The organism is Nonomuraea turcica (assembly GCF_030718205.1).
Classification (GTDB): Bacteria; Actinomycetota; Actinomycetes; order Streptosporangiales; family Streptosporangiaceae; genus Nonomuraea.
Genome location: NZ_JAUZQF010000003.1, coordinates 430,188 through 447,741, shown reverse-complemented (window position 1 = coordinate 447,741; position 17,554 = coordinate 430,188). Strand labels below are relative to the sequence as shown.

At 69.8% G+C, this 17,554-nt stretch carries 12 protein-coding genes; 2 read left to right on the top strand and 10 right to left on the bottom strand.

Going from position 1 to position 17,554, the window contains the following annotated elements:
* Positions 1-196: 196 nt before the first annotated feature.
* The 3 genes from Q9G87_RS10850 to Q9G87_RS10840 form a co-directional block, all read right to left on the bottom strand.
* A complete protein-coding gene (locus Q9G87_RS10850; protein ID WP_305916133.1) occupies positions 197-1,327 on the bottom strand; it encodes a hypothetical protein in 1,131 nt (376 codons plus the stop codon).
* A gap of 87 nt (positions 1,328-1,414) precedes the next feature.
* Positions 1,415-1,636, bottom strand: coding sequence for an ABC transporter permease subunit (locus Q9G87_RS10845; RefSeq protein WP_305916132.1), 222 nt, complete (start codon positions 1,634-1,636; stop codon positions 1,415-1,417).
* A 123-nt stretch (positions 1,637-1,759) separates the two neighbouring features.
* Entirely contained in the window at positions 1,760-2,500 is a 741-nt protein-coding gene (locus tag Q9G87_RS10840) for an NADPH-dependent F420 reductase (RefSeq protein WP_305916131.1), read from the bottom strand.
* A 96-nt stretch (positions 2,501-2,596) separates the two neighbouring features.
* On the opposite strand from Q9G87_RS10840, the gene Q9G87_RS10835 reads away from it, so the two are divergent.
* Both Q9G87_RS10835 and Q9G87_RS10830 read left to right on the top strand, forming a co-directional pair.
* Positions 2,597-3,262: a TetR/AcrR family transcriptional regulator gene (locus Q9G87_RS10835; protein WP_305916341.1), complete on the top strand. Its 666-nt coding sequence runs from the start codon at positions 2,597-2,599 to the stop codon at positions 3,260-3,262.
* A 72-nt stretch (positions 3,263-3,334) separates the two neighbouring features.
* Positions 3,335-4,900, top strand: a complete 1,566-nt coding sequence (locus Q9G87_RS10830) for a hypothetical protein (protein ID WP_305916130.1) — start codon at positions 3,335-3,337, stop codon at positions 4,898-4,900.
* 37 nt (positions 4,901-4,937) lie between these two features.
* On the opposite strand, the gene Q9G87_RS10825 is transcribed toward Q9G87_RS10830, so the two are convergent.
* The 7 genes from Q9G87_RS10825 to Q9G87_RS10795 form a co-directional block, all read right to left on the bottom strand.
* Entirely contained in the window at positions 4,938-7,601 is a 2,664-nt protein-coding gene (locus Q9G87_RS10825) for an endo-beta-N-acetylglucosaminidase (RefSeq protein WP_305916129.1), read from the bottom strand.
* Complete coding sequence (locus Q9G87_RS10820) at positions 7,601-9,937, bottom strand: glycoside hydrolase family 3 N-terminal domain-containing protein (protein WP_305916128.1); 2,337 nt, start codon at positions 9,935-9,937, stop codon at positions 7,601-7,603. Before Q9G87_RS10820 ends, Q9G87_RS10825 begins: the two co-directional genes overlap by 1 nt.
* The gene (locus tag Q9G87_RS10815; protein ID WP_305916127.1) at positions 9,924-11,225 is read right to left on the bottom strand and encodes a glycoside hydrolase 5 family protein; all 1,302 of its coding nucleotides are present in this window, start codon (positions 11,223-11,225) and stop codon (positions 9,924-9,926) included. The genes Q9G87_RS10820 and Q9G87_RS10815 overlap by 14 nt, the downstream gene beginning before the upstream one ends.
* A 1-nt stretch (position 11,226) precedes the next feature.
* Complete coding sequence (locus Q9G87_RS10810; protein ID WP_305916126.1) at positions 11,227-12,075, bottom strand: carbohydrate ABC transporter permease; 849 nt, start codon at positions 12,073-12,075, stop codon at positions 11,227-11,229.
* Entirely contained in the window at positions 12,075-13,028 is a 954-nt protein-coding gene (locus tag Q9G87_RS10805; RefSeq protein ID WP_305916125.1) for a carbohydrate ABC transporter permease, read from the bottom strand. Before Q9G87_RS10805 ends, Q9G87_RS10810 begins: the two co-directional genes overlap by 1 nt.
* The gene (locus Q9G87_RS10800; RefSeq protein WP_305916124.1) at positions 13,025-14,314 is read right to left on the bottom strand and encodes an extracellular solute-binding protein; all 1,290 of its coding nucleotides are present in this window, start codon (positions 14,312-14,314) and stop codon (positions 13,025-13,027) included. Before Q9G87_RS10800 ends, Q9G87_RS10805 begins: the two co-directional genes overlap by 4 nt.
* A gap of 67 nt (positions 14,315-14,381) precedes the next feature.
* A complete protein-coding gene (locus Q9G87_RS10795; protein ID WP_305916123.1) occupies positions 14,382-17,372 on the bottom strand; it encodes an alpha-mannosidase in 2,991 nt (996 codons plus the stop codon).
* Positions 17,373-17,554 lie beyond the last annotated feature (182 nt).

The following is a 17,554-nucleotide window of genomic DNA, read 5'->3' as shown; positions in this document are numbered from 1 at the left end:
TGTCATCCATCCCCGAACGACAGTGCATGACGCATCAACTGACGCGTGGGCGCGACGTTAGCCCTGGTCGTGGCGCGCACCGGGCTTCGGCGACGTGTTCCCTGAACAGGTCCAGGTCCACGGTGCCGGATGGGATGTCCAGCAGATAGCCGGGCGCCCGCCCAATCTGCGTGTCCGGTGTTCCGGGGTCGATCCGCTACTTGGTGAGCACGCCGGTGAGCCTGTCGTAGTGCTGGACGATCTGACGAGTCCGCGAGGGCTCCTGCAGGTCATGGATGTGGGCGGTCAGCAGGCCTGCGTGCACTCTGTCGTGGGTCCGGATGCGCAGCCAAGGGCGATCCGCCCGGTGTACCTCGACTTCATCGACGAGGTCTCCGGCCGGCCCGGCGGTCATGGAGTAACGAGGTCCGCCCGGTGGGTCGACATCCAGGCCTCCGTCCTCTCGGATGGTGATGGTGACGACCAGCTCGCCGCGGCCGTTGTTGGCCTCGCCGGAGAAGTCGTACAACGGCGCGGGGTCGCCGACCCGATATCGGAGGCGGCCGTGGCCGGTGACGTCCATGCCGTTGTAGAAGTTCCTGCCGTCCTTGTCGATCCAGAAGTGTGGGTTGTTGGTCGGCGAGCTCCAGTCCGGACCAGCGTTGTAGGACATGTGCCAGTGCGGCGGGTTGTCGGGGTGCAGGGTGTTATTGGTCTCGAAGCCCATCAACACCCAGCGGTGTCCCTTGGCCGCGGCCGTGGCCAGGAGTCCGGAGTCCCGCCAGATCGCCTCGGTGGCGAATAACTGATGGATCTGCGACTTGACCTGGTTTGCGGGCCACGCCACCTGAGTCCACGGTCCTGCGGCTCGATCGGGGTCGTTGTGCTCGATTCGCCACGAGAACGAGCCGGTCACCTCCGGGTGGCTCCAGATCTGAAGGGTCGGCTGGAGCGAGTCGATCGTGCGGTTTCTCACGGGCAGCGTGAAGGTGAAGGCCCAGGGGTCACCGGGGTCGCGGCGAATCGGCAGCCGGTCGTCCATGTGCACGACCGCTTCAACGCTGATCTCGGGCCAGCGCACGTGGACGTCGACGCCGTCCGCCGCGGGCCCCTGGACGAAGGTGTAATACTCCGCGCGGCTGGCCACGTCGTATTTCGCTCCGGACACGAACGCGTATCCGTCGGGCAGTGTGATCTCCGGTCGGCTGGGATCTCCCGGCCGCAGGCGGACAAGCCGGAACGCGGAGTACGCCGATTCCTGGCCGTACGCCGCCGTCGCCGACGCCACCGCCAACGCGGCCCCGGGAACGGCCGCCAACAACGCCCTTCGTGAAAGTGATCCGCTCATGGCTTCCTTCCAAGCTCGGGACTGTGTGGCTGTGCCTCGCCGTGGAGAGCTGTATAGAACGGATCTCCCAGACCGATACTGCCTTGGTCAACCAGCCGGCCGGTGAACGCCGAAGATCAGGGCGACGAACAACGTTGTGCCCATCAGCAGCGGGATGAAGGAGTTCCGCAGCACATGCCGCACCAGCGCCGTCCCCATGGTGCCGCCCTTGACCGGCGCGGCGACGACGTACTCTTCACGCAACGCCTCAAGCATCAAGGTCCGGACGTAGCGGGCGAGCAGCAGCGTCGCCGGCACCGCCAGCGACACGGGTTACAGCACGCTGGTGGTGTAGGTCAGCACGTCGGTCCGGGCTTCGAGCTCGGCATTGCCGACGGGGCCCGGCTTCGCGGTCATGGATCCACGCATGCCGCCATGCCGGGGGCTCGCCTTCTAGGGGAGCTTGCCGCCCGCCGAGCCCCGGACAGCACTGCCGGTCAGTTCCTTCACCCGCTCGGTGGGCACCACGACCCCGGGGGTCTCGAGGAACCAGCGGAACGCTTGGTCCTGGCTGACTCCCTCCGGCGGCCGCCCAGGGAAGTACGGCTGGACGTAGACCGGGGTGCCGGGTTCGCTGCGCCAGCTGTCGGCGAGCGTGCCGATGTCCACTGCGTCGTAGCCCAGGGCATCCAGCAGCCGGGCCACGTCGGCCTTGGCGGATGGGTCGTCGCCGGCGATGGGCAGGGCGCTGCGGTCGGCGGCGCCGGCGGACCGGGCGCTGGTGAGCAGGCGGTGGAAGTCGATGTTGTTGAACGCCTTGACCACGCGTGAGCCGGCCAGATGCCGCTGCACCAGGGCGCTGGAGGTCAGCTCGCCGGAGTCCAGCTCGGCGATCCGGCCATCGCGCTCGGGGTAGTAGTTCATCGTGTCGATCACCGTCTTGCCGGCCAGGGCGGCGGTGGGCAGCCGGTCGTAGGCGCCCAGCGGAATGGTCGCCACGACCAGGTCGCCGGCCTGGGCGGCTTCGGCGGGAATGGCCGCCCGGGCGTGCCCGCCGAGCTCGGCGACAAGGCCGGCGAGGCTCCCGGGACCACGGGAGTTGCTCAGGACCACGTCCAAGCCGGCCGCGACGGCCAAGCGGGCAAGGGCACTGCCGATCATGCCGGTACCGATGAGTCCGAGAGTCTTCGTCATGGGGTCACATCTCCTAATTTCCGGACATCTGAAAGATAACCTACATCTATCCGAAGAGCTACGAGTGTCCGACGAAGGTAAGCTGACAGCGTGGCCATGACCAAGGACGGCAATCCCCCGACGGGCGACCGGCGCGTGCGCCGCACCCAAGCGGCCCTGCAGCGGGCGCTGATCCAGCTCGTCCAGGAGCAGGACCTGTCCCAGATCAGCGTCGCCGACGTCGTCGAACGCGCCGAAGTGGGCCGTTCCACCTTCTACGACCACTACCGGGACGTCCATGAGCTGGCCGAGGCCGCCTGCACCGCGATGATCGACGACCTGATCGAGTCCCTGCCTGATCTCAGCGCCGATTCGGCGGACCCGACCCACGGTCCCGACCCGACCGGGTCGCTGCGGACCTTCTTCGCGAATCTCGCCGAGCACGCCGGCCTTTACCACAGCCTGCTGGGACCCCAGGGAAGCGCACGCGTCATCGACCACGTACGCCGCCGCATCACCACAGCCGTCCACGCCGCCGCATGCCGATGCGCGACCGGCGACTCCCCTCCCGGGCACACCACCTCGTCGATCGACATCCCGCATGACGTGCCCGCCGCGTTCGTCGCCGGCGCGCTCATCGGCGTGGCCGCCGACTGGCTCCACCGCGGATGCCCACGCACACCAGCGGAGGTGGCCACCCTGACCTGGCCGCTCCTCGGGAGCCTTTACCAGCTCGAAGCAGGCACGCCGCCATGCCGGCAGGAGAGTCGGCCAGGGTCGTAGGTTGCCGTCATGATGCCAGCACAGACATTGGCGAGCTTTCCGAACGACATAAGCGCCGGCACCGTCCTGCTCATGGCAGGCCGCCGCGACGACGGGCCGCAGCCGGTGGTCGAGCTCATCGAGCATCACCGGTCACCGGATCCCGCGCGCTCCCATGATCACCGCAAGGTCGCCGTCCCGCTCACCGCGCTCGATGTCGCGGTGCCGTACTTCGAGCAGAAGCTCGGCGGCTCACGCAAGCAGCACGCGGGCGGCCTGGCGGACCGGCTGATCGCCTGCTGGGCCGTACTGGCCGGCCGGGGCAAGCCACGCGAGCTCAACGAGGTCACGGGGTTCTACAGCTGCGACACCGTCACCCTGGTGGCCGCCTGGTGCACCGAGGCGGGTGTGTTCCATGAAGTGATGCGGGACTGGAACGGCGCGACGCTGCGGCGCATCCGCCGTCATGTCCTCTTGCGGGTACGGCCGGAGCTCGGCGACGGTCACAGCCGCCATCTCGTCCTGGAGATCAGCGATAGGGACGGGCAGGGAGTCTCGGTGGAATTCCTCGAGTCGTACAAGATCTCCGGGTCTGGGAACCAGGCTTCTCCGCACACGGTCAGGGTGGACTGCGAGAGGCTGGATCCGCTCGTCGGGATGCTCGAGGCACGCCTGGGCCGCTCGCGTGCCGGGAGTCTGGAACACCGCCTGGTCGACGCCTTCGCGGGGTTGATCGAGCGCGGCGAATTAGGCGATCACCCGCCGTTCCGCCATAACCGCGACCGGGTGCACGCCTGGTGCAACGAGGCCGGCCTGGCCTGCCGCCTGGACGGACCTCGCCGCCGCCACGACCTGTTCCGTACGCACGACCTCCCGGGCGGGGGCACGCTGTTCCTGAGCGTCGACGTCCAGACCGTGGACGGCCGGCCTCGCATCGAGTTCGGCCAGATGTACTTTCCCCCCGATCGGCGTGACGAGGGCACGCCGGTCCGCAGCAGCGTCATCGCTCCGCTGACGTCCCTGGACACGCTGGTCGAGTACTTTCAACGGCGGCTGGGCCTGCCTGCGGAGCCCGGCACGGAGGACCGCCTGTTCGACTGCTTCACCGCCCTGGTGGAACGCGGTGACCTGGGCGCCTCGCCAGGGGAAGGGCGCTCACCCCAGGACAACGCCGATCAGGTCGCGACATGGTGCGCCGCGGCCGGGGTGCCGTACGAGACCCGGGGCGAACGTACCCACACCCTGCTCAAGACCTACCGGGAAAGGACCGACTGTCTCCTCACGTTGAGCGTGTCGCTGGACTCCCGGGTTGCGGGCACGCCTGTCGTCCGGCTGACGGCGCTCCGATTCCACGAGCACTACGATTACCTGCCTCGCGAGGGAGATGCGGGGCGGGAGTACGCCTACAGCGTCGCGCTTACGCACGTACCCGCCGAGCCGCTCGCCGCGGCCTTGGAGCAACGGATCGGATTGCGGGCGCAGGAGCGGGACCCCGACGAGCGGCTGATCGCCTGCCTGACCGCCTTGGTGGAACGCGGTGAGCTGAACGCGGACCTGCCGTTGAAGGCCAACCGGGACCGGGTCGCCGCCCTTTTCGGAGATCTTGGTGAGATCGGTGGCGAGGTCACCACCGATTCATGGAGCTGGTTCAACGACTGAACCGCGAGGCGCCCGCGGTTCAGCCGCGCCTTCGCGATCAGTTGCCTCGGAGCACGGTCGTGGCCTTGTTGCCGGCGTAGTCCTCCAGGACCGCGACCACCTTGCTGGTGGCGCTGGACATGGTCACCGTTTCGGCGGCCCGGGTGGTGCGGCCGCGGATGATGTGCGGCTTGGCGCCCGAGTTGTAGGTCGTCGCGAACGTCTTCGCCTGGCCGTCCTCGAGGATGGTCAGGGTGTGCCAGTCCGGAAGCGCCGGCCGGGCGAACGTGAACGTGTTCCCGTTGATCGTCACCGCCGAGGCCGGATAGGGGCTGATCTCGGTGTCGGCGAACGTTCCGCGTACGCCGGTGGTCGTGCCCGTTCCCGCCCGCACCGTGAGGAGATAAGCGTCGCCGTTGACGGGCACACCGGTCAGGGTCGTGCCCGTGCCGGTCACCGTGACTTCCTTGGTGTACGGGCGGGCGGTGTCAAGGCTGCGGACCTTCACGGTGATGGGACCGCCGGACGGCGGCGGGGTCCAGGCGGCGGTCAGCGTGCCGTCCGGCTTGGCCTGCGCGGTGACCTGGCGCGGCGCCGTGGCCAGGTCGAACGACACGGTCGCGGCAGGGCTCTGCGACCCGTCGTGGCCGACCGCCACCAGCTTGATCGTCCCTGACGTGGCCGTGAATCGCTTGACGTAGTAGACGTCGTCGTAGATTCCACCGAGATAGGTGTCATCCAGGTAGACGTCGTAGCGGCGCACCTCGTCGTAGCCGGCACGCTTCCACGACAGGAACAGCTCACCGGTCTCCGGCAGCAACTGAGTGATCCGCAGGTCCCTGGGCGCGGCGGGCGTGTGATCGACGCCGTCGCGCAGGACCAAGGAACCCAGGTTGACCTGGTAGCCGGAGATCGGCTGGGCGCCGGCGGCGACGACCAGGCCGAGCGCGGCGACGCGCTGACCGGCGTACGCCGACAGGTCCGCCGACCGGGTCGTCCAGCCCGTGGTGCGCTCGCCCGACCTGGTCAGCGGTAGCTGGATCACTTTGCTCGGGTCGGAGGCCAGGACGAGGCCGAGCCGGAGTTCGGAGTCGTCGCTCGCCGAGGGCTTGTTGTAGGTCAGCTCAAGGGCCGAACCCTTGGTGATCTTCAGGTCCGTCTTGTAGAGACGCACGGTGTTGTCGCTGTCGAGGGTGCCGCTGAGGACGAGCGAGCTGCCGCCGTTGTAGGCGCCGATCTTCTGGTACGCGAACCGGCTCGCCGGCGTGTACGCGGGGCCGTAGTCGTAGTCGGCGCTGAGGGGCGTCCCTGCCGCGTCGATCCACCACTGCCAGGTCACCGGGATGTCCTGGAGGTTGATGTTGCCCCACTCCTTCGGGTTGGACAGCCGGCCCTTGGTCCAGGTGGACAGGCCATGGCCGGTGTTGAAGGAGGTGGCGAACGTGGTGCCGCCGATGACGGAGCGTTCGGCGATGTACCTGGAGATGCCCTTCCAGGTGCCCTCCGGCGTGGTGGCGCCCTGTGAGGAACCGGTCCACCAGCGGCGTTCCCGGTCGAAGACGTCCCGCTGGGCGGCGTCGTCGGTCTTGCCGGCGTAGTCGGAGGAGACGAAGTCGGCGCCGAGGGTGGCGATGGCGTTCATCGGCGCGCCACTCGCGTCGAGGTTGTCCTCGAGGTTGTAGGGCTGGTTGAACTGGTCTTTCCCGGCCTCCACACCGGCGAAGACGCTCTTGCGGGAGTCCAGGCCGAGGCTCGCGGCGTAGCTCTTGGAGTTGGTGAGCTTGGTCCTGTTCCACCAGTAGTTGAGGAAGATGGAGTCGGACACGTCGCCGAGCTTCGGGTCGCGTACGAACGGGCCGTTGACCGCGTTGAACTCGTTCTGGTACGAGATCGCGCCGGTGGAGTCGTCAATGGAGTCGTACCACTGCACGTAGAGGCCGCCCTCGCGCATGGCCTGCAGGAACTGCTTGTACGCCGGGATGTCGGCCGGAGCGACCCGCGACTCCTGGTTGATGAAATAGCCGTCGAAGCCGTAGAACTTGGCGACCTGGATGAGCTTGTCGGCGACGGGGAAGCCGCCGCCGCCGTCGCGGACCAGGAGTTCGGTGTAGGCCTGGTCGCCGCGGTCGTGGTCGGAGAAGAAGATGCAGCCGAGCGAGCGCACCCCGTTCGCGTGGGCCGCGTTGGTGTAGCCGGGGTTGGGCAGATTGAGCATCCCGAACTCGAACCACTTCTCCCGCCAGTCGGCGGTCGGGTCGTAGTAGCTCACCGGCACGCCCTCGGTGGGCATGCCGTGCCAGGAGGCGTAGAAGTCGGCGTACTGCCAGAAGCTGAAGAGGTGCTGGCTGAACTCGTTGGTGTAAGGGTGGCTTTCGAAGAAGGCGTTGCCGTAGTCGCCGGCCAGGCTCAGCTGCTGGGTGTCGGCGGGCAGGGCCGGATTGCGCTGCGTGGCGGCGTTGGCGGGGTTGCGTTTCTGGAGCGGCACCTTGGCGCGTAAGAACGCGGCGTGGGCGTCGTCGGCGGGGTTCCAGCGCAGCAGGTCAGGGGCGGAGTAACCGTGCTGGTAGGGCTGGTTGGCGCCGACCGCGCTTTCTCCCGTCCAGGGCAGCGTGTCGCTGGCCGCGGCGCCGCCGGCGGCGAGCACGACGGCGAGCATCGCGGCCAGGGCGGCGGTGCCCGCGCGGGTCGTCACCCGTCTGCCGGTGCGAGGTGATCGGGACATCACGACTCCTTACTGTGCGTCATGGGCTCGGCCGATCCGGAGGGGATGCCGGCCTGGGGGTGACTGAGCGGGCGGATGGTCTCGTGGAGGTCCTCGACGTACAGGTCGGTGCGGGCCCGGTCCCCCGCGCCCTCGGCGAAGCAGCGCGCGGCGGGCAGGTCCCAGACGACGGTGGTGCGGGCGCCCGGCGGGACGGTGACCCTGCGGAAGGCGAGCAGCTCGCGCAGGCGAGGCAGCACCACGCCTCCGGCGCGGCGCCCGAACAGCGCCACGATCACCTCGGCGCCCTCGGCTTCGGGGCGGGCGGGGTTGACGACGTCGATGCTCACCCGGACCGTGGCCGCGTGCACCTCCGCGGCCAGTCGGTCGAATAGGACGGGCCGGTAGCGCAGGCCGGAGCCGAAGGGAAAGAGCACCGGGTCCGGCGCGTCCAGGTAGACGCCGGAGGCCGGGTGCCGGTCGTTGTAGCGGACGGGCACGGCGCCCGGATGGCGTGGTGCGGTGAACGGCAGGCGGCCGACCGGCTCGTAGCCGCCGAGCAGCGCGTCGACGATTGCGTGGCCGCCGTGTGGACCGGGGTAGCCGGCCCACAGCAGCGCGTCGGTGTGGTCCAGCACGCTGGTGAGCACGTGTGGGCGGCCGGCGATGACGACGGCTGCCACGGGGCAGCCGGCCTGCGCGCGGACGGCGGCGACGAGATCGTCCTGCCCGCCGGGCAGGGACAGGTCGGCCAGGTCGGCGCCTTCCCCGCAGGTCGCGACGGCCGCCGGGCCGGCGATCGCCCCGTTGGCGGCGAAGTCCTCCGCGTAGGTGCGGTGACTCGTCCCGCCGAGTGCCAGAATCACGACGTCGGAGCCGCTCAGCTCGGCCGCCGTGGGCACTCCGGGCGTGCACGTCACCTCGGCGTCGGGTAGCGCCTGCCGCAGGGCGAGGTCCAGGCCGGCGGCCGACTGCGCGGGCAGAGGCGGCACATAGTCCCCCAGCAGGGCGGTGATGTCGCGGGCGTTCGGACCGGCGAGAACGACCTTCCGCAGCGTCCGCGCGTCGAGGGGCAGGAGCCCGCCGGCGTTGTGGAGCAGGACGAGGGACTGCCGCGCCAGGCGACGGGACAGGCCGTCGGCGGTGCGGGTTGCCAGAGCGAGCGTGTCGCGAGGCGCGCGCGTGGGTCGCTCGCCCGCCCCGCTCACGGCCGCGGAACCGCCGTGCGCGGGGACGGCGTGCGCGGGGACGGCGTGCGGGCTGTCCGCGAGCAGGCCGACGCGGTGCTTGAGCGTGAGCACCCGGCGGCAGGCGGCGTCGACCAACTCGGCCACCCGCGGGTCCGCCGCGGCGGCCTGCTCCAAAAGGGTGAACGACTCGTCCCAGAGGGACAGATCCACGCCGGCCTCGAGCGCCGCCACGGCGGCGGCGCTCGCGTCGCCCGTCATCGCGGTGAGCCGGTCCACGGCCAGGCCGTCGGCCATGACGATGCCGTCGAAGCCGCATTCGCCCCGCAGGAAGCCGGTGAGGAGGTCGCGGTTGGCACAGCACGGCACCCCGTCGATGTCGTTGTAGGCCGCCATGAAGCCCAGGGCCCCGGCCTCCACCGCGGCCCGGACGGCCGGGAGATGCAGCTCGCGCAGGTCGCGGGCGCCGATGACGGCGGATTGCCCGTTGCGCCCCCCGACGGCCTCGCCCTGCGCGGCCAGGTGCTTGAGCACGATCGCGACACCGTCGCGGCCCACCGCGCCACGCTCGCCGCCCTGCATGCCGATCACCAGCGCCCTGGTGAGCTCGGCGGCCAGCAGCGGATCTTCGCCGAAGCACTCCTCCGCCCGGCCCCAGCGCGGGTCTCGCAGCAGGTCGAGCGCGGACACCAGGGCCAGGTGCACCCCGCTCGCGGCGAGCTCGGCCGCGACGGCGGCCGCGGCCTCGGCCAGGAGCGCCGGATCCCAGCCCGCGGCCACCGCGAGGTTCGTGGGCAGCAGCGTCCCGCCGAGCGCCTGATGCCCGTGCGGGGCCTCTTCCGACAGCAGCACGCCGACGCGGTGCCGGCCGGCCCGCGACACCTCGTCCTGGACGAGGGCGGCGACCTCGACGCGTTCCTCCGGCCGGATGCCGTCGGCCCAGGAGCGGCCCGACCAGGCGTCGGCGCGGAAGACCCCGTACAGCGCGCCGAGCCCGCCCCACCGGTCGAGCTCGGCACGGGCGAGGCCGGTGAGCCGGAAGCCGCCCCGGGGAGCCCGCTCGACGGCCTGCCAGCCGTAGAGGCGCTGGTTGAGCTGGCCGACCTTCTCCCGGAGGGAAAGCTCGGCGAGGAGGTGCTCTACCACGTCCCCTTTCTCAGCGATCCGCATGTGCGGCCATCCGCTCGAGCACCTCCGCGTCGGCGACCGAGCTGTAGAAGGTACGGCCCGTCGGCTCGGCGTGCACGAGCCGTTCGATGCCGCGGGCGCGCAGCGCCGGCGGGTCGCCCGCGGTCGTGGAGGTGACCAGGGCGGGCCGGGCTCCGGCGCGGGCTCGGCGCATCCAGGTCTCGAAGACGCCGCCGCCGGGCGAGAGCTCCGCCCGGGACGTGGGGACGTCCTCGGAGTCGACCGGGACGACGACGGCCTCCCGCCGCGGGGAGGGGCGTGGCCGATGCCGCAGCTCCGCGGCCAGTTCGGCGAAGCGCCGGCCGATCGGCTTGACGGTGGCGTCGGCGGCGATCAGGCCGAGGCTGTGCTCCAGGTCGGGGAAGTCGGCCAGCTTGCGTTCCACGTCGTGCGAGCACCACCAGGTGATGCCCCACAGGGCGTCGCTGTCGGCCGCCGCCCGCACGGTTCCCTCGCAGAAGCCGGGCGCCTGGTCCTCGGTGAGGTGGTTGAGCGGCGCGCCGACCTCCTGCAGCCACACCGGACGTGCCGGGTCGAGGGCGAAGGCGCGCGACAGCTCGATGAGGTAGGCGGCGTGGCTGACGCTTTCGTGCGACATCGAGCCGTACCCCTGGGCGGTGCCGTTGAAGATCCACGAGTGGATCACGCTCATCTGGCCGTGCCGGGTGGAGTGCGCGGGGGTGAAGGGATGACCGTCGGCGTACCAGACGGCGTCGTATTCGGCGTTGAGCCGGAAATGGCGCCGCTCGCGCGGGCCCTCGCCGTGCAGGGCCCGGAGCCAGGCCGTCACCTGCTGTGCCGTGGCCGCCATCGGGGCCGGATGGAGGGCGGAGGTGAACTGGTTGACCTCGTTGCCCAGGGTCAGGCCGAGGAAGTTGGGCAGGTCGTGCAGATGCTCGTCGAGCGCCTCGACCAGGGCGGCCTGCGCGGCGACGGCGTCGGGGTCGGTGAACATGCTGCGCCGGTGCCAGTCCGTCAGCCAGCTCGGCACGAAGTCGAAGCCGGACAGATGTCCCTGCAGCACGTCGACGCAGGCGTCGAGGCCAGCTTCGCCGGCGATCTCCACGACGTGACGGACGTCGTCGAGCGCGCGGCGGCGGATCAACGTCCGGTTCGGCTGCAGGAGCGGCCACAGCGGCAGGACGCGGACGTGGTCCAGGCCGAGATCGGCCAGGGCCTTCATGTCGCGCCGGGTGACCGCCCAGTCCGGGTCCAGCCAGGAGTAGAACCAGTCTCGGGAAGGCGTGTAGTTGACCCCGAATCTCAGCATTTCACCCTTTCAAGCCTCCCGCTTCGAGCCCGCGGAAGAAGTAGCGCTGCAAGATGGCGAAGAACGCGACGATGGGAATCAAGGCGATGATCGTGCCGGCCGCGATGAGGCGCGGATCGTCGTAGAAGGTGCCGTGCAGGCGGTTGAGCCCGACGGTGAGGGTGTAGTTGTCCTCGTCGGACAGCACGATCAGGGGCCACAGGAAGTCGTTCCACGAGCCGACGAACGCGAAGATGGCCACGACGGTGATGACGCCCTTGACCTGGGGCACGGAGACGCGGATGAACCGCTGCCAGGCGTTGGCGCCGTCGACGACGGCCGCCTCCTCGAACTCGGCGGGCAGGTTGCGGAAGGCGTTGCGCATGAGCAGGACGTTGAGCGCGGCCACGATCGTCGGCAGCACGACGCCCAGCAGGGTGTTGGCCAGACCGGCCGCCCTGACCAGCAGGAACTGGGAGATCAGCACGGTCTCGGCCGGGACCAGCAGGGCCGCGACGCAGATCCCGGCCGCCACTCCCCGGCCGCGGAAGCGCAGCTTGCCCAGCGCGTAGCCGGCGCAGGTGGCGCCCACCACGTTGCCCGCGACGGCCATGGCGGCCACGATCAGGGAGTTGAACAGGTAGTCGGGCACCGGGATGCGATCGAGCACCGTCGCGAAGTTCCCCAGCGTGGGATGGCCGGGGATCAGCTCGGGCGGCCGCGCGTAGAGATCGTCGCCGGCGCCTTTGAGCGACAGCGAGATCTGCCACACCAGGGGGCCGGCCAGCAGCACGGCCATCAGGAGCAGGATCAGGTAGCGCACGACGCGACCCGGGCGGCTGGTCCGTGCGGCCGGACCGGAGACGGGCATCAGGACGTCCTCTGCTTGCGTTGCAGGACGAGCTGCGCGATGAGCAGCCCGCCGAGGATGACGAACATGACCAGGCTGATCGCGCCCGCATAGCCGGTACGCGCCTGAAGGCCGGTGCCTTCGCGCTGGATGAGCATGGTCATCGTGAGGTCGCCGCCGCCCACTCCCCCGGTTCCGTTCGTGAGGACGTAGATCTCGCCGAACACCCGGAAGGCTGCCACCGAGGACAGGACCCCGATGAGCCCCATCGTGGAGCGCACTCCGGGGACGGTGACGTGGAGGAAGGTCCGCACGGGGCCCGCGCCGTCCATGGCCGCCGCGTCGTACAGGCTCGGATCGATGTTCGCCAGCGCGGCCAGGTAGATGACCATGTAGTAGCCCAGGCCCATCCACACGGTGACGAACATCGCGCTGAACAGCAGCAGCCAGCGGTCGGTGAGGAAGGCAACGGGCTCGGTGACCACTTTCAGCGTGCCGAGCAGCTCGTTGACCAGGCCGCGCTTGTCGAGCATGTTCGTCCAGATCAGCCCGACGATGACCGGCGACATGATCACCGGCAGGTACATCGTGGTGCGGAAGAACCCCATCAGCCGGCCGGCGCCGCTCACCAGCGCGGCCAGCACGAGCGGCAGCGCGACCATGAGCGGCACCACACACACCGTGTAGAGGGTGGAGTTCAGCAGCGCGGTGCCGAACCGCTCGTCGGCGAACATCCGCCGGAAGTTCTCCCACCCGATGAACTCCCCGCCCCTCAGCAGGGTGGAGTCCGTGAACGCCAGCCGCAGCGTGTTGACGAACGGCAGGAGGATCAGGAGCACGATGACGGCCAGCGCCGGCAGCAGGAATAGCCACGGGGTCAGGCGCCAGCGATGCGTGGCCAGGGCCGTTTCCTCGCGGTGGAGCCGGCGCCGGCCCCACCGCAAGGAGAGCTTGTGCTGAGCGGAGACCGTCATCCGTGCGCGGCCAGCCGCTCGTTGGAGTACTTCACCGACTCGTCCAGCGCCTGCTGCACCGTCTTCTTGCCGAGCAGCGCCTGGGCGATCTGCTCGCGCAGCGTCTCGGCGTCGGCCGATCCGGAGAAGGCCGGCGGCCACCACACGACCGCCTTCTTGACCTGGGCGGCGCTTGCCAGCCGCACCTTCGTGGCCGGGTCGCCATCGTCCTTGGTGAAGTACTCGTCGTCCATCGACCCGGCCGTCGACGGGAACACGTCAGCCTTCTTGCCGAAGGCGAGCTGGTTGGCGGCGTTGGTGACGTACTTGGCGAAGGCCATGGCCAGCGGCTGGTTCTCGCCGGCGGCGTTCACGACGAGCGACTCGATGTACATGTTGGGGGCGGCCGTGCTGATCCGCGGCCCGATCCCCAGGTCCTTGTAGATGTCGGGCGCGGTGTCCTTCAGGTCGTTCAGGGTGTAGGAGCTGCCGGACAGGTAGGCCAGGCGGCCGGCTTTGAACTCCTCCACTTCCTTGGTCTGGAGGTTGTTCAGCGACTCCTGGGTCAGGCCCCTGCTGGCGTACAGCTTGCGGAAGCGCTCGACGAACTCCGCGCCCTTGGCGTCGTTGTAGGTGAACTTCTTGCCGGCCGCGTCCATGAGGGGGACGCCGTACTCGCCGAAGTTCTCGATGGCCGGCATCCTGACGATCATCGACACGTCCGAGCAGTTCTTGGCCATGGTCTCGGCCTGGTTGAACAGCTCGTCGTAGGTGGCGGGCAGCTTGCCGGGGTCCAGCCCGCACTTCTCGAACAGCGCCTTGTTGAAGAACGACGGTCCGGTGTTCAGGTACCACGGGTAGCCGTAGGTTCCGCCGCCCAGTCCACTGAACGTCATCGCCTGCCACGCCTTGTCCAGGTACAGGCCCTTGGCCTGCGGGTCGGCCTTGGCGACGTCGAGCAGGACCCCCGCCTGGGCCAGGGTGTAGGCGGCCTCGGGGCCCATGTCGACGACGTCGGGGAGCGCCCCGGCGGCCGCGTCGGCCGACAGCTTGTCCTGGTAGCCCTCGGCGGGCTGGTCCACCCAGGTGATCTTCGTACCCGGGTTGGCCTTCTCGAAGGCCGCGATCAGTTCAGTGAAGTAGGACGTGAACTTCTCGTTCTTCAGGTTCCACGTCTGGAACTTGATCGTTCCCGACAGTGACCCGCCCGAGGACTGCGGCGTCGTGTCGCCACCGCATCCGGACAGCAGCAGCGATCCCAGGGCCAGCCCTGCGATCAGGGCCCGGCCTTTCCCGATAGTGGTCATCGGATGTCCTCTCTTATTGGCTCGGGAGCTCCGCTCCCTTCGCACTTGACGCGTTGGGCATGGCAGGTCACGGGGCGATGCGCAGCGTCGCCACCTGGAAGGGGCCGAGATCCAGACGAGCCTGTCCTGCCTGCCGCCCGGCCACGGCCACGGGGAGGTCCTCGTCGTCGCCGATCTCCCGTTCGAGCAGGTCGGTCTCCCACAGGACGGCTCCGGCGCCGAGTTCCTCGCAGCAGTGCAGCCGTGCGCTCGCCCGTGCTCCCTGCGTCTCGTACACCCGTACGACGAGGTCTCCGGAGCCGTCGTCGGCCTGCTTCACCCAGTCGATGAGCGCGTGCCCGGTCAGGACCTCCAGCCGGACCAGCGGCGCCACCTGCGGGAGGCCGGCGAGGTCAGGGGTGTTGAAGGCGTAGGCGGCCTCGGCCGCGGCGGGCACGTCCGCGCCGGGCAGCACGGCCCACCGGAACGTATGCGTGCCCACGTCGGCGCGGGGATCGGGGAAGCGGGCTCCGCGGAGAAGGGACAGCCGGACGGCGGTGGAGTCGCCGGCGGCGCGGGCGTCGGCCCCGTACATCGCGTCGTTGACGATCGCGAGGCCGAAGTCGCCGTCGCTCACCTGCACGTAGCGGTGCATCGCGGCTTCGAACATCGCCTCCTCGGCCGCGGTGTTCGTGAGCAGAGGCCGTTCGACATATCCGTACTGGGTCTCGAAGCGTGCGGTGCGCGCCATGACCCGCACCGGGACGGCGACCTTCAGCAGGCGTTCGCGTTCCCGCCAGTCGACGACGCACTCGGTCTCGAACCGCCCGGTGCCGGCCCGCAGCCACATCGTCAGCGTGATCGTCGACGCGCCGGCCCGCCGGACCACCTCGACGCCGGCGTCGTGTCCGTCGCGGATCACCTTCCGGCTCGTGACCTCGTCGATCACCTGGGGATGGCGGAGCACGTGCCGGTCCACGTCCCAGGCATCCCAGCGCACCGGCTCGTCGCGGAAGAGCTGGAGCTCGTTGAGCCGCCTGCCGGGTGGGACCACCTCCCGGCCGTTGCGGAGGTCGAGGAGCGAGGTGACGTGGCCGTCCTCGCCGATCACGACGCGGAGCAGGCCGTCGTCCAGTACGGTGACGCCGCCGTCGGCAACCTCGACGGCGCCATCGACGGGGGCCGCACGCGGTTTCGCCACGGCGAACGGAGGCAGCACGCCACCCGCAGGATCGGCCTGCTCACCGCTCAGTGCCGCGCCGGCCTGCTTGATCAGTCCGTGCAGCCGCTCCTCGATCTCCCGATAGGTATCGCGGGCCTCGCGGTGCACCCAGGCGATCGAGGTGCCCGGGAGGATGTCGTGGAACTGGTGCAGCAGCACGGTGCGCCAGATGTCATCGAGATCCTCGTGCGGATAGGGCGCCCCACGCAGCGTGCTCGCCGCCGCGCTGAGGTATTCCGCCGCCCGCAGCAGCGACTCGCAGCGCCGGTTGTGCCGTTTCATGGCCGCCTGCGAGGTCAAGGTGCCCCGGTGCAGCTCCAGGTAGAGCTCGCCGCGGTAGACCGGCTGCAGAGATCCGGCCTCCAGCAGCTCGGCCTCGGCCTCCTCGAAGAACTCCGCCGGAGACCTGGAAGTCACGCGGGCTGCGCCCTCCAGGTCGGCGAAGCGGCGCAGCCGCTCGGCCATCTCGCTGGTCGGACCGCCGCCTCCGTCGCCGTACCCGTAGGGCAGCAGCGAATGGGACGCGATCGCCTTGTCCTTGAACGTGGCGACCGCATGACGGAGCTCGCGGGCGGTCACCTCGGCGGCGTACGTCTCCGCGGGCGGGAAGTGGGTGAAGATCCGCGTGCCGTCGATGCCCTCCCACCAGAAGGTGTGGTGCGGGAAGACCGTGGTGTCGTTCCAGGAGATCTTCTGCGTCAGGAACCAGCGGGACCCGGCCCGGCGGGCCAGCTGCGGCAGAGCGCCCGAGTAGCCGAAAGAGTCGGGCAGCCACATCTCGCGCGGTTCCCGGCCGAAGCGGCTGATGAAGTATCTCTTGCCGTAGGTCAGCTGGCGCACCATCGATTCGCCGGTGGGGATGACGCCATCCGCCTCAACCCACATGCCGCCGACCGGGACGAACCGCCCTTGTTCGACGTGACGCCGCACCCGGGCGAACAGCTCCGGATAGTGCTCCTCGAGCCAGCTGAAGTGCTGTGCCGACGACATCGTGTACACCAGCGCGGGGTCGGCGTCGAGCAGGGCGAGCGCGTTGGAGACCGTGCGGGCGAGCTTGCGCACCGTCTCGCGCAGCGGCCACAACCACGCCGTGTCCATGTGCGCGTGCCCGACGGCGGTGATCCGGTGGGCGCTGGCGTGCGCGGGCATGGCCAGGAGCGGAGCGAGGATCGCGCGCGCCCGCCGGGCGCCGGCCTCGGCGTCCGCCTCGTCGTAGACGTCCAGGGCCTCCTCGATCGCGCGCAGCAGCCGCCAGTGACGCGGCTCGTCCGCGCTCAGCTCGGCGGCCAGGCCACCGATCACGTCCAGGTCCATGCACAGGGCGTGGACCTCGGGCGAGAACGCGGCGACCTCCGCGCGGCGCAGCATGAACTGCTCGAACGGCTCCTCCGCCCCCTTCTCACCGTGCTCGGTGACGACGAACGGCGGCAACCCGAGCAGCAGAGGGTTCGCCGCCGCCTCGACGTAGAGCAGGAACGCGCCGTCGGCATCTAACCGGATGGCGGACTGGCGAGGGTGCAGGCCTTTGACGATCGTGCCATCGGGGGTGAAGACCAGGCCCTCGCAATGACCGCCCACGGAGTGGTCGAACCAGCCCAGGTCGAGCACGAGGTCGACCGGCCCCGGCTGCGGGGGGACCGTGCCCCGGATCCGGAACCACGTCGTGGACCAAGCCTTTCCCCAGGCGGCGCCCAGAGGGAAAGGGCCGTAGACGGGGGTGGCGCGGCCGGTGTCGCGGGCGAGCCCGAGCGCGTGCCGGGCGCTCACCGGCTCCCCATCGTCGGCGACCGTCCACGCCTCGACCTCAACACCTGTCAGCCGGGTGTGTATCCGCGGCAGGATCCGTTCTCGCCTCACACGGGCGAGACGCTCGAGCGTGCGGCTGAGGTGGTTGTGCATCTCGTACCTCTCCGTAGCGGAGATATGACAATATGCCTGATACGTTTTAGTTGCCTAGGATGTCCGCAGACTAATACGTTCTAGTTCTCATGGTCACGCGGGAAGCTCATCTCGTTTCCATAACGACGGCCGCCCGCAGG

Excerpts from the sequence above, each read along its gene's own strand:
- Q9G87_RS10850 (WP_305916133.1), bottom strand. The coding sequence starts at position 1,327 with ATGAGCGGATCACTTTCACGAAGGGCGTTGTTGGCGGCCGTTCCCGGG.
- Q9G87_RS10840 (WP_305916131.1), bottom strand. The coding sequence starts at position 2,500 with ATGACGAAGACTCTCGGACTCATCGGTACCGGCATGATCGGCAGTGCC.
- Q9G87_RS10835 (WP_305916341.1), top strand. The coding sequence starts at position 2,597 with ATGACCAAGGACGGCAATCCCCCGACGGGCGACCGGCGCGTGCGCCGC.
- Q9G87_RS10830 (WP_305916130.1), top strand. The coding sequence starts at position 3,335 with ATGGCAGGCCGCCGCGACGACGGGCCGCAGCCGGTGGTCGAGCTCATC.
- Q9G87_RS10825 (WP_305916129.1), bottom strand. The coding sequence starts at position 7,601 with ATGTCCCGATCACCTCGCACCGGCAGACGGGTGACGACCCGCGCGGGC.
- Q9G87_RS10820 (WP_305916128.1), bottom strand. The coding sequence starts at position 9,937 with ATGCGGATCGCTGAGAAAGGGGACGTGGTAGAGCACCTCCTCGCCGAG.
- Q9G87_RS10815 (WP_305916127.1), bottom strand. The coding sequence starts at position 11,225 with ATGCTGAGATTCGGGGTCAACTACACGCCTTCCCGAGACTGGTTCTAC.
- Q9G87_RS10810 (WP_305916126.1), bottom strand. The coding sequence starts at position 12,075 with ATGCCCGTCTCCGGTCCGGCCGCACGGACCAGCCGCCCGGGTCGCGTC.
- Q9G87_RS10805 (WP_305916125.1), bottom strand. The coding sequence starts at position 13,028 with ATGACGGTCTCCGCTCAGCACAAGCTCTCCTTGCGGTGGGGCCGGCGC.
- Q9G87_RS10800 (WP_305916124.1), bottom strand. The coding sequence starts at position 14,314 with ATGACCACTATCGGGAAAGGCCGGGCCCTGATCGCAGGGCTGGCCCTG.